Genomic DNA, 12,506 nt, shown 5'->3' on the forward strand with positions numbered 1-12,506 from the left:
GTCGGCGTCACCTGGTGCCGGACCAGCACCTCGCGGCGGTGACCGAGCACCCGGACGACCCGCCGCCAGTTGTTGGCGGACCTGGCGGTGACGCCGCAGTGGGTCTTCACCGCTGCCTTCCAGTGCTTCGGGTCCGGGATGACGCTCGCCATCGCCTCGAAGGCCGCGCCGAGCTCGAACAGGTTGTCGGTCGTCTTGCGGCCGATCTCATGCACCGTGGCGATGCTGGTGTGGGCGATCTCGAGCGCTTCGGGCGGCAGCGCCTCGAGGTCGAACGGCACGGACGGCTCCTTCCTCTTCCTCCTTCCCTTCCCCTTCTTCGTCTGGCTCCCGGCCTTCGCGGACGCCTTCTTCTTCTTGCGGGCCTTCAGCTCCCTGGCCGCTCGCGACCCGGTGGTGGCCGCCGCCTGCGTCCTCACCTCTTCCGTCACCATCGTCTCCTTCACGCGCGCGAGGGGCGCGGGAGCGTCGCCCGCCTGCGCCGCCGCGCCCGGGGCGGTCCCGGCCTCGCTCATGTTGATCGCCGCGTCTTCGTAGTCCATCCTATGTACTCTCCTGCATGCGCCGCGCCAATCGCGACGCCAGACACCAGAATACATGGTATCGATGAAGCCGTCAAAAGTGGTGTCTGCAGTAATGCTTGATATTGTCTTGGCTATACAGCGCAATGTGGCGGCTAATCGCGCATAGACTGACCGCTTTAGACGCCGGCCTTCTTCCATCGGAACTATCTTGCTTGCAGATGTCGATTGTCCAACTTGCCTGCCCAGTTGCAGCGGCCCTTGACGCGGGGCGCCGGACAGGCATCTCGCTCGGAAGCGGCCAATCCGCAGGGCGGTGGAAGTCGTTTTTCTGCCCAGGACCGTATTCGGTCGGACCAGGAAGAAGAGCGGTGAGAGGGGCGCCCGGAATTTTTTTGTCGCGGCTGAAGAGGCGGTCCGGGAGCTGCTCTGGACGTGCTGCGCGATCCCACCCGTGCTGACGGCGTTTGCCGGCGTATCATCGGTCTCGAAGAGTGTATCGCCCGACTGCGGCCGCGCAACGCTGGCGGGCGTCGCTGAATCGCCTGGCTCGAGCCCTGTCACGCGAATGCGCAACCTGTCTCGGGTCATCTCGACCTGCCGGGACGTTGGCTTGCTTCACCCGCCCTGCCGGGGAGAGCCTACGCGCAACGGCGTTTGCTCCTGAATCGCAAAACTCGGGCTCGGTCACGCCTGCGGAGAGGTTGGTAACGCGGGCGCATGGCCCGGTAACGCCTGTCTGGACCGGGGGTAACGGGAATGCGCAACTCGAGACGAGGCAGAACAGCTTGCCCGCAATGCGCATCGAAGCGAGATAGAGCGCCGGCACGTCGGCGGTGATGGCGATCACCATGGATGAGCCCCGGATCATGTGCGTGCACGGTCCAGGGCTCCTGGTGCGCCAGGGGAGCACTGTCTCTTGGCTCAGTGGCGCCCCGTCTCGTCGAACGGGACACCGAGCCGATAGAAGCGTCCGAGGGTGCGGGCAAAGCCGAGGTCGGGCGCGATCAGCCAGAGATCGGAGGTGAGCGCGTGTCGCCCGTCCCGTATCACCGGATGCCCGTCCACGACGCCGGTCAGGCAGGGCACCGCACGGTGGCCGACGCGCCAGTCGTCCAGGCGTGGCGCCTTTGCCAGGTCACGCGGCGTCGGACGCCAACCCGCCTCGATCTGCTCGAGATCGGCGAGAAGGTCCCGCAGCCGCTCGACGACGGATCCGATATCCTCGATGGGCCCATGCGGAGGGATGTGCAGAACCATCAGACGCCGAACTCCTTGTCCCCGCTGTTGCCGAGAGGCTCCTGCGCGTGCGCTCCTCCCGCGCCACGGTCGCAGCGCTCCTGCGAAGACGCACTCTCCCTTCCATCGGCTTCATCGCCCGGCCGCGTCGTCGTTGCGGTGCGGGCAATAGCCTCGCCATCAATGCCATCCGGGTTGGCGGGACCGCCCTGCTTCGGCGTCGCCTCCCCTTCGAGCGTGGAGGGCGCGTCGTCTGGCGCGCCATGGAGGATTGCGGCAATCTCGCTGGCGTCGAGCGATCCTGCCGCCTGGAGCGCTTGGGCCAACCGAAGCAACAGTGGGCGATGCGCCTCGAGCGTCCTCTTCGCCAGCGCGGACGCGGCCTGAAGGCGCGTCTCCACGGCTTCGGCGAGCGGGCTCGCCCGCAGGAGCAGGCTTTGCGCCATGGCGGCGCTACGGTGAGTGAGCGGACGATCCCTGCCGAAGCCGAACTCCACTTCCATGGCAAGCGCGAGCTGCGTCGCCTGCGCCAGATCGCTCGAGTGATCGCCCCCGCTGCCGCTGGCGGCATTGCCGAGGAGCAGTTCCTCGGCCGCTCGGCCGCCGAGGATCGCGGCAAGATGCGCCGTCATCCAGCTCTCGTCCTGCTCCACGCTGAGATCATGGCGCGTGACGGCATAGCCGCCATGCTCATCCTCGATCGACAGGTCGAGGAGCGTGCCGAGCTTCAGGGCATGACGGATGACGGCATGCCCCGCCTCGTGGATCGCCATGCGGCGTCGAAGCTGCGGCGAAAGCTGCGGCTTCTCCGCGCCCAGCGCCGTCTGGAGATCGGAGAGGGTCAGGGCGCGTTTCTCGCGCCGGGCGCGGCCTCTCGCCTCGCGCACCAGCCGCTCGATGTCGGCGCCGGTACGCCCGACCGCCCCGCGCGAGAGGCGGTCGAGGATCGCCCTTTGCGCTGAGGTAGTGTCAGGGGGCGCGGGATCCCCAGGCTCCCCTCCAGCGACGAGCCGCTCGAGATCGGGGCCGAGATGGTGGGCGATGATCGCGGCAAGCGTCGCGCGGTCGGGCTTGGGGATCGCGATCCCGGTTTCCCAACGCCCGGAGCGCGTCAGCGCCGCATCCAGCGCCTCCGGGCGGTTCGTCGCGCCGACCACGATGACGCCCTCGGTCTTCACCGCCCCGTCCATCAGCTCCAGCATTCGGTTGACGATCGAGTTCCAGTAGTCCGCATAGTCCTTGGTGTCCGGCTGGCGCCGGCCAATGGCGTCGGCCTCGTCGATGAACAGGATGACCGGCGCCGACGCCTCGGCCGCCTCGAAGGCCGCCGACATGCGTCTCAGGACGCTGCCGAGATAGCCGGGCTCGAGCCAGACCTGCACCGAGGCGACATGCAGCGGGATCTGGAGCGTGTTGCAGAGCGCCCGCGCGAAGGTCGTCTTCCCCGTTCCGGGNCTGCCGAGATAGCCGGGCTCGAGCCAGACCTGCACCGAGGCGACATGCAGCGGGATCTGGAGCGAGTTGCAGAGCGCCCGCGCGAAGGTCGTCTTCCCCGTTCCGGGTGGACCCGACAGCAGCAGCCGAGTGCTCATCTCTCGCCACGAGATCTCGCCCGCCCGCCAGAGATCGAGGTCGGCCTTGAGGTCGAGCGCCCAGTCCTTGGCCTTGCCGTAGCCGGACAGATTCTCCACCGTCATGCTCGAGTCGGTACAGGACGGCTCGGGCTCGATGACGGTCGATCCCACATCCTGGCGATCGTCGCGCCTGTGATCGCTGCTGCGGGAGGTGCGGTTGCCCCCGCCCTTCGCCCTAGCCTGGACCGTTCGCGTGGAGTCCCGGATCGAGCCCTGCGTGCGTCCCAATGTTCGACTGGCGCCGAGATCCTCATCCTCGTCGTCGTCCTCGGCATCATCATCGTCATTCTCGGCGGCGTCCTCCGCCGCCCTGGCGCGAGCCGCCTCCGTCGCCGTTCTGCCGAGCTGCGTGAGCAGCGCCACGATGCGGCCGAGCGGCAGGCCGGCACGAATGCAGAGCGACAGATCCGCGAGCGGAAGGAGGTTCAGCTCGATGTCACGGGGAAGCTTTGCGAGCGCACGTTCGATCTCCTCCGCGGCGTGGCCCGTGATGATCGCGATCGTCTGCGCGACGATGGCCGCATCCAGCATGCCGCCAGCGAGGCAGTGGTGGGCGGCAAGGTGCAGGAGCGGTGGGAACGCGGGCTCTTCCGACAGGACGATCAGCGGATGACCGGATCGGGCGGCATAGGCGAGATGGTCGCCCAGATCATCTTCCCTGCCGCCGGACGCCTTGGCGTCCAGGACGATCTGGCCCGTCCTGTCGAGCGTCATCGTCAGAAGGCGCCAGGCCGGATCGTCGTCACCGGAGAATGGCCGCTTGGTGGAAAGCCGGATCCGGGTCAGTTCGACCGCCTCCACGCGACCCGGCAGGACGGCGCCGCTCTCGACGAGCTTGCAAGCGGTCTCCGCAAACCCGTCCACAAGGGCATGGATCGCCACGATCGCGCCCGGCATGCGGCAGAGACGCTCGAGTTCGGTCCGGTCCATTTTGCCCTTGGCCAAAGCCCGTTCGATCAGAAGCAGGGCCGCTACATTGCCGGCGTCGGTCTTCACCGCGCCCGGCGCCGATGCCAACAGTGGCAGTGCCGGACCGGGGTTCGAGACCGCAGCCGGTGCAGCGGACGGAGCCGGAGCCGAGGGAGCGGCAGCGGATGATGAGACGGCCGCGCCGACCGCGGCTGCGTCCCGGCTGCTCCGCTCCGGGTCTTCCCGTTCCTGACCGTTCCTCTTGCTGGAGAGAGGCCGCTGGGTCATCGGGCGCCCCTCCCCGGCATCGACCGCCCCTGGCCGCGCCGGGCAAGCCAGTCCAGCACGACCTGCGAGGTCGGCTCGCCCGACACGGCAAGCCGGCTGAGAGCGTCGCGGATCGGCATCGGTACACGGCCGATCTGCTTCACGCTCTGGATTGCCAGGCTGACGACCAGCGCGGCGTCGGGGAGCGGCAACGTGCCGGAGTCTGATCTTGTCTCACCGTGACGCCGCGCCCCGACGGAACGGGCGAGTTCGGTCAGCCGGTCATCGGTCACGAGCGGCCTGCCATGTGCGGAGCGCAGCGCCGAAGACAGAGCCGGGTGCGGCGTCTTGGGGGCCTTTGCGGCGCCGCGCAATGGGATTGGCGTCTTTTCCGGGCCGGAGGTCGGGCGGTGGTGATCATTTGAGGGAGACTTGGTCATGGATGAGCAGATCCTGCGCGCCCCGCCGCCCGGCAAAGCGGGTCAGCGATGGCACGGTCAAGAGAGGAAGAGAGAAGCTGGCGCTACCGTTTAACCGGCGGCGTCTCGGCAGGGGGTTCAGGCCGAGCTCATACGGCTAGCCGGGCACCCTCAGGCGTGAAGGCGGGGCTGCGCGAAGCCGAAGCGTATCAGCCGCTCGGATCGCGATGGCGCGCTGGCCGTCGATGCCGTCGCCGAGCTTCGGTTCGAACGACCGTGGAAATCATTTCCACGGGCCCCGGCACGGTCGGCTCCATCGTCAGCGCCAGCAATGGCGGGCGCCGGCGCGAACTCGTCCCCATCGCCGCAGTCGGCGCCGCGATCATCGTGCCCGGTCGTCGCGTCGCTCGCACCTCCCGACCGGGCCTCTTCCCGCGCCTCCGCCTCGACCAGCGGCCGGGCAAGCCGCAGCATCTCGGCCTCGATCAGCTCCTGCACGCGGGCGGCAAAGCGCTCGCGCATCAGCATCATCGCGGAAGCGGCGCCATCGACCTCCAGGAGATCGTCGATCTCGGCAAGGCTCCACAGGCCCGCCTCATGGTCGCTCGTGCCGCTCGAGCCGTCGACGATGGCAATGCCGACGCTGTCGACGGCGAGGCGCTTCTTCTCCTTGTAGAGCCAGTCCGGCAGGATCAGAGAGGCCGCCAGCATCCGCGTCTTCAACTCGCTCAGGCGGTGCGTGGCGAGATAGGAGGCAAGCGAGCGCTTCACATCGATGACCAGCGCCGAGCGGTAGCGCCGGTTCACCGTGACGATGTCCGGCGCATAGGTGCTGCGCGCCTTGGCATCGGCGTCAAGGGACAGCCCCTTCAGCGCACCCGAGCGGTTGTGCGCGACGGCTTCCAGCGCCGCGGGCGTCACCGGCAGGCGCACGCCGCCGCCCAGAACCACGAGATCCGGATTGCGACGCCCGATGGCGATCATCGCCTCCTCGAGAAGCCGTCCCTCCTGGAAGGAGACCGAGCGGATCAGCGCGGCGATGCCGATGAAGCTGCCGAGGATCGCGTCCGGCGCCGGAACGGCTGCGGCGACAAGCCCGACCGCCCTCAGGGCCAATGGGCCCAGCTCGTCCGCCATCGTCTCAGGATCGATCCGGCAGGGGTAGCGCCCGGCAAGGCAGGAAGTGGAAGCCGCGGAAGACGCACTGGCGTCGGAGAGCGGCGCCGCACCCGGCCGAGCCGGAGCGGAGTGGGAAGAACGGTTCATGGAAGTCCCTTCGAAGGGAGACGATCGACGTCGTGCCTTGCTCGGCAACGCAGGCGGCGAACCGACCGCGACGGCGAGCGGAGGTATGGCGAGTCCGTAGCGAGCAGGACTAGCCCCGCCCCGGGAACGGCTCGGATCGTCTCGGATGGAGGATGGAAAGCGGGTGGCGCGGTAGCGGACGCCTGTTCAGCAACCGCTCGGCGACGTCGCAGCGATCAGGCTGAGGGGATGACGCGGGCGTCCATCTGCCGGCGCAGGGCGCCCTGCATCGCTGCCAGAACTTTCCACGAAGGGACGAAGCGGATATGGATCGTCATAGCCCAAGACCTCTCAGACAGGTTGCGGGTCAGGCCCTCGTTCGGTGTTTGCCGCACCAGCGGGGGCCGTCTTTGTTGAAGGCAACGGCTCACCGCTGCCCGGACCCAAACCTGACGCCTTCAACCGCCGATCGCAAGGCGCCGGCGATGTCCGGACGCCAGCATGGTTAACATCGGGCTCGCAATGATCGGCAAGCGAGCAAACGGATTGCTTACCGCGGACCGCTAATAGCCTCTCCCTCACATATCGAATGCGGACTGCACGACCAGATGAACATCCTGCGCTTCCTCGACATCTCAACCGCGCACCTCACCAATGGCGATGTCGAGCTATTGGATAGCGGCGATGACCTGCCGATCGACAACATGGCCTATGAGCATGGCTGGATCGTCTCGACCGCTACGCTCATGGATGAGGAGACACGCGACGAGGTGGCCACGGAGTTGCGGACCGCAGGATTTTCGGAAGCGTTCATTGCTGCGGCAATCGCGGCCGGGAGAAATGAGTGCTGGCTCCTCCGCTTCGAGGCCGACGCAGACGTCGAGGAGAGCTTGCCCGTTGGCGGTTACGGCGGCATCGAATGATGCCGGCAGACGCGTTTCCCTTAGGAGTATATTTCGCCTGGCCGGGTGCGTGAAGTCAGCAATGCGCCCATGGCGGTCGTTCAGGCACGTTTCTCCTCCATCCAGAAGCGGACGTAGGGGCTCGTTCCGACGGCCGACAGCGATGCGCCCCCCACCGTTCCGTTTCCTTCGCAATGGTATAGGGTTGCAGCACACCCGGCGGGAGGCACAACCAGTGCATATCGAATTTTTGGAGATCGCCAATTTCCGAAAGTTGTTGTCGACGCGCGTCGACCTTTCGAACACGACTACGCTTTTCGTTGGAGCGAACAACAGCGGCAAGACATCAGCGATGCTCGCGCTACGCCGGTTTCTGTCGCCGCGTCGCTGTCCGTTCGAATTGCACGATTTCACGTTGTGCCATTGGCCCACGATCATTGCCTTGGGCGAGGCGTGGATAGCTGCCCGGAACGCGGAGGAAATCGTCGATCTAGTCATTGATCCCTGGGTTAGCGTATTGCCGACTTTGGACTTGTGGCTGCACGTCGAAGCGGGGGAGCTGCACCACGTTCGCGACCTCATCCCGACCTTGGATTGGGAAGGGGGCAGGCTCGGCGTCCGGCTGCGCTACGAGCCGAAGGACCTTGCGCTCTTGTACAAGGAGTACATGGGTGCGGTGAGCGATGCCGAGACGATGAGGGCGGCAGCCATCGCGGCCGCTGCGGCGGAGAATCCCGACGCTGATCCACCCGCTACTCCGCCTAAGCTGACGATCTGGCCCGAGAGTCTGATCGATTTCCTGAGCAAGCGTTTGTCAACGCACTTCACCATTCGGGCCTATTCGCTGGATCCGGGTCAGCTTGTCGCTCCTGCAAAATCTCTGGCGCGTCCGCAGGTCCTTCCGGGCGGTTCTCGGCCGATCGATGGCGACCCGCTGAGCGGCTTGATCCGCGTTCATGATATACCGGCGCAGAGGGGCTTCGGTGAGGAGCAGCAGGCTGCGGAGGATGATGATGCTCCCGCGGCGGCGAGCGGCAGTCGCCTGTCCGACCAGCTAAGAAGCTACTACGCCAAGCACCTCGACCCGACGAAGGGACCTGATCCGAAGGATCTTGGCGCTTTGCAGGCGATAGAGGCCGCCCAGGACGCGTTCGACAAGCGGCTGACGGAGAGTTTCAAGGCGGCGTTCACCGAGGTCGAGGGTATGGGTTATCCTGGCGTGACCGATCCGCGCCCGCGCGTTTCGACACGCTTGAAAGCTATCGACGGTCTCAACCACGCCGCGGCAATCAGCTTCGAGGTAGACGTCATTGCCGAGGACGGCGCGACGACGCCCGTGTTGCGGTTGCCTGAGGCAAATAACGGCCTCGGCTATCAAAACCTGATCTCGATGATATTCCGGTTGATGAGCTTTCGTGACGCCTGGATGCGTGTCGGGAAGGCGTCAACCGGCGCGTCAGTGACCACGACGGAGCCACTCCATCTCGTCTTAGTCGAGGAACCCGAAGCGCATTTGCACGCGCAGGTCCAGCAAGTCTTCATCAAGAAGGCTTATGCCGTGCTGCGTGCGCACGAGGACCTCGGTGACAGCCAAAAGCTGCGCACCCAATTGGTTGTTAGCACCCACTCGAGCCATGTCGCGCACGAGACGTCGTTCTCGTGCCTGCGCTATTTCCGGCGACTGCCTGCGGGTATGGCCGCGAAAGTGCCAGTCTCCACCGTTATCAATCTGTCGGAGGTTTTTGGTCCGGGAAGCGAAACCGAGCGTTTCGTGACTCGATATCTTCGGGCACAGCACGCGGATCTGTTCTTCGCCGACGCGGCCATTTTGGTGGAAGGACCGGCGGAACGCATGCTCGTCCCCAATTTCATCCGTGCGCACTACGACGAGCTCAACCAGTGCTACATCACTTTGCTTGAGATCGGCGGAAGCCACGCGCACCGTCTCAAGCCTTTGATTGATCACCTCGGTTTACTGACCCTGATCATCACCGACCTGGATACTCTGGATGGAACGGGCGGCGCCTCCGTCCAACCCGCGAAAGGCGCTGGCCAGAAAACCAACAATGCGACGCTGAAGACATGGGTGCCAAAGCTCGACGACGTTGATGAGCTCATGCGAGCTGATGCCGGCACGAAGACGCTGCATGAGGACGACGACCCGCTATTCGCTGTACGGGCCGCCTATCAGATCCCTTTGGGTGTGACGTCGCCAGGTATCGTGGGACCGGAGGTCGCATATCCGTATACGTTTGAGGATGCGCTGGCGTTCGAGAACCTCAGCGTTTTCTCTGAACTGGATGGCACCGGCCTGGTCCGTAAGTTTCGCGATGCGATCGCGAATGGTGGCGGGGCAGCCGCGATCGGCGAGCAAATGTACCTCGCCCTCAAGAACGGCAAGAAGGCCGAGTTTGCGCTTGACGTGATGGAGGTTGAGAACTTCGACACGATCATCGTGCCGCGATACATTGAGGAGGGCCTTGAGTGGCTACTCGCTCAACTCAAGAAAAAGCAGGTTGAGATTCTGCCTCTGGTTAAGGAGGCGCCGCCCAAGGAAGAGGTCGAGGTTAACCCGCCGGTCGAAGAGCATGTCGTCGCAGAAATCGAAGGGGCCGACGCATGAGCGCGGTTGACGACAAATTTGATTCCGAAGCCGATGAAGCGATCCTCGCCTGCCTGAACATTGAGAAGCCGAGGAGCTTCTTTCTCTACGCTGGCGCCGGATCGGGCAAGACGCGGTCGCTCGTTGAGGCGATCCGAATGGTGTGTAAGGAGCAGGGCCGGCGGTTATCGCTATCCGGTCAGAAGATCGGGGTGATCACTTACACCAATGCCGCCTGCGACGAGATCAAGCAACGGCTCGAGTTCGATCCTCGCGTGGAGGTGTCGACCATTCACGCGTTCGCGTGGTCGCTGATTGCTGGCTATGACGGGGATATTCGGGGATGGCTGTCGACCAGGCTTCTTGCGGATATCGCCGAACTGGAAGAAGCACAGGCGAAGGGGCGGGCAAACAGCAAAGCCGCGTCGGACCGCGCTCGCTCGATAGAAAGCAAACGGCGTCGCCGCGAGAACCTCGCCGAAATTACGCGATTCGTTTACAGCCCCACCGGCGACAACCGGACTCGGGACTCTCTGAGCCACGCAGAGGTCATAGCTATGACCGCCGATTTTCTCAGTGCAAAGCCTGGTTTGCGCCGGCTGCTAGTGACCCGCTTCCCCATCCTGCTGATCGACGAGAGCCAGGATACGAGCCGGAGGCTCATGGACGCGCTGCTTGATGTTGAGGCGGGATACCGCGAGGCGTTTTGCCTGGGACTTTTCGGTGACACGATGCAACGTATCTACGCCGACGGTAAGGAGCGTTTAGCGGAGGCGATCCCGCAGGCCTGGGCCAGGCCGAGGAAGCGAATGAACCATCGTTGCCCCACACGGGTCATCAGGCTCATTAACAAAATTAGACGAGATGAGGATGGAGAGGAACAGCAGCCGCGCAGCGATGCGGAGCAGGGCGTTGTTCGGCTGTTCGTCATCTCACAGGCGATAGCTGACAAGAGCGCGGCTGAGGCCACCGTCGCTGCACGAATGGCGGAGATCACCGGCGATCCGAGTTGGGCGGAGGGAGCCGAAGCAGTCAAGACGCTGGCGCTGGAGCACCTGATGTCCGCGCGCCGCTTTGGCTTCGAACAGTTCTTCGAGCCGCTCTATGCGGTCGAGCGCATCCGCACGAGCTTTCTGCAAGGGACAGGCGCGGGCATCGGACTCTTCACCCGAGAGATATTGCCGCTGGTCGCGGCCCTGCGCGCGGGAGATCGATTTGCCGTCGCAGCAGTCGTTCGGCGCACATCGCCACTCCTCGAGCGCAAAGCGCTTGAAGCTGCCGGCGAGAAGCAGGTCGACATTCTCAGCAAGGTCAAGGATGCCTGCGATGGCCTGCTCGCCCTGGTGAACAAGGATGAGAAGCCAACCGCACGCTCGGTCTTGCGCTATGTCGCCGAAACGAACCTCTTCACGATCCCCGAGGTGCTGGTCCCGTTTTCCGCCGCCGATGCCGTCGCCGCGGAAGGCGAGATTGGCGCCGCCGGTGACGCTGGCGACCAGGAAGAGGAAGTCGATGTCAAAAGCGAGTTGGGCGGTTGGCGGTTGGCACTTGAGGCGCCCTTCGACCAGATCGAGCGATATGATCGCTACGTTCGTGGCGTCTCGCAGTTCGACACACACCAGGGGGTAAAAGGGCTGGAATTTCCAAGGGTAATGGTTGTCGTTAGCGACGATGAAGCCCGTGGCTTCATGTTCGCCTATGACAAGCTTTTCGCGACGAAGGCGAAGAGCAAGACGGATCTTGAGAATGAAGCGGCCGGGAAGGAGACGACCATCGATCGGACGCGGCGACTATTTTACGTGACCTGCAGCCGCGCCGAGCAAAGCCTCGCCGTCGTCTACTACACTGCTGATCCGACGCTGGCACGCGACGCGATGATACGGCAGGAGTGGTTCGAGCCAGGCGAGATAGAACTAATCGCCTAGAAACCGGGGAGTGGTCCTGCGGGAGGTCGACTTTGCGCACCGTTAAACTAGGCTGGAGAGCCTAGGCCCGGCAAGCCTTGGGATGAAAGCCGTAGTGCCGGGCCAGATCGATGAGCGAACGGTTGTAGACGATGCCGCCGACTTCAGCTTCGCCGAGAACGGCCGTCTTCATGCGGTCGTAGAGGATCTCCTAAGGAGCGCCGCCGAGCGCCTCGAAGGCGGCGACATGGCAGCGCAGCACCGTCGCCAGGTCCTGATGGACGACGAAGCGGGCCCAGATCCGCCGGCTGTAGCCGAGTACCAAGGAGAACAGCCAGACGATCCTCGGCATCGACGGCTCGTCGGTGAAGACGGCATGGAAACGGGCGAAATCCACTTGCGCCTGCTGACCGGGCGGCGTCCCGAAGCGGACTGTCATTCGGCTCCGCGCGATGACCCCACCCGCTCGAACATGATCAGTGGCTTACCGTGCCGATCGGCGTCGAGACCCCACGCCGATGCACAGACGACGGCGATGAACAGCTCGGCCTCGCGGATCTCTCCTGTCCGGGGATCCGCGATGGCGATCTTCTTGCCGGAATAGTCGACGAAGACCTTGTCGCCGGCCACGTGCTCCTGGCGCATCGTCGGCGAGAGCCGACGCTCGAAGCTGCGGAACAGTTCGCAGAAGCGGCTGTAGCCGTAGCCGGCGGGATGAACGGCGCGGTACTCGTCCCAGAGGATCTGCAGCGTATTCCTACGGCGTGAGCCGCCTTGCGGGCTGGGGGTGAGATCGTTGTTTTGCGGCGTGGTGTGGTGACCACGGAGCAAGCAATGAGGATATCCACGTGACCTACCATAGGA

8 protein-coding genes and 2 pseudogenes are annotated in these 12,506 nt (G+C 64.8%); 3 read left to right on the forward strand and 7 right to left on the reverse strand.

Translation table 11 applies throughout. The features are described 5' to 3' along the window. The 5 genes from AB5S17_RS22935 to AB5S17_RS22955 all read right to left on the reverse strand — a co-directional run. On the reverse strand, nt 1-542 hold a 542-nt coding region (locus AB5S17_RS22935; RefSeq protein ID WP_369243508.1), incomplete at its 3' end, for a hypothetical protein. Between the two features lie 903 nt (nt 543-1,445). Then, nucleotides 1,446-1,781: a DUF6634 family protein gene (locus tag AB5S17_RS22940; RefSeq protein ID WP_369243509.1), complete on the reverse strand. Its 336-nt coding sequence runs from the start codon at nt 1,779-1,781 to the stop codon at nt 1,446-1,448. Further along, nucleotides 1,781-4,324 carry an AAA family ATPase gene (locus AB5S17_RS22945; protein WP_369243510.1) on the reverse strand — a complete coding sequence of 848 codons (2,544 nt, stop codon included), beginning with the start codon at nt 4,322-4,324 and terminating at the stop codon, nt 1,781-1,783. Before AB5S17_RS22945 ends, AB5S17_RS22940 begins: the two co-directional genes overlap by 1 nt. A gap of 263 nt (nt 4,325-4,587) precedes the next feature. After that, nucleotides 4,588-5,010, reverse strand: a complete 423-nt coding sequence (locus AB5S17_RS22950; RefSeq protein WP_369243511.1) for a hypothetical protein — start codon at nt 5,008-5,010, stop codon at nt 4,588-4,590. Between the two features lie 150 nt (nt 5,011-5,160). Continuing rightward, a complete protein-coding gene (locus AB5S17_RS22955) occupies nt 5,161-6,105 on the reverse strand; it encodes a hypothetical protein (RefSeq protein WP_369243512.1) in 945 nt (314 codons plus the stop codon). A gap of 737 nt (nt 6,106-6,842) precedes the next feature. Between AB5S17_RS22955 and AB5S17_RS22960 the strand changes: the two genes are divergently transcribed. From AB5S17_RS22960 to AB5S17_RS22970, 3 genes are all read left to right on the forward strand, one after another. Beyond that, nucleotides 6,843-7,157, forward strand: a complete 315-nt coding sequence (locus AB5S17_RS22960; RefSeq protein ID WP_369243513.1) for a hypothetical protein — start codon at nt 6,843-6,845, stop codon at nt 7,155-7,157. 214 nt (nt 7,158-7,371) lie between these two features. Continuing rightward, nucleotides 7,372-9,759: an AAA family ATPase gene (locus tag AB5S17_RS22965; RefSeq protein ID WP_369243514.1), complete on the forward strand. Its 2,388-nt coding sequence runs from the start codon at nt 7,372-7,374 to the stop codon at nt 9,757-9,759. Next, on the forward strand, nt 9,756-11,663 hold the full coding sequence (locus tag AB5S17_RS22970; protein WP_369243515.1) for a UvrD-helicase domain-containing protein: 1,908 nt from the start codon (nt 9,756-9,758) through the stop codon (nt 11,661-11,663). The genes AB5S17_RS22965 and AB5S17_RS22970 overlap by 4 nt, the downstream gene beginning before the upstream one ends. 67 nt (nt 11,664-11,730) lie before the next feature. Here AB5S17_RS22970 and AB5S17_RS22975 read toward each other — a convergent pair. Then, nucleotides 11,731-12,072: pseudogene (locus tag AB5S17_RS22975) on the reverse strand (DDE-type integrase/transposase/recombinase); the annotation flags it as partial. 5 nt (nt 12,073-12,077) lie between these two features. Further along, a pseudogene (locus AB5S17_RS22980) lies at nt 12,078-12,506 on the reverse strand (hypothetical protein); the annotation flags it as partial.

Source organism: Jiella sp. M17.18 (assembly GCF_041027365.1).
In the GTDB taxonomy this organism is placed as follows: domain Bacteria; phylum Pseudomonadota; class Alphaproteobacteria; order Rhizobiales; family Rhizobiaceae; genus VKMB-3413.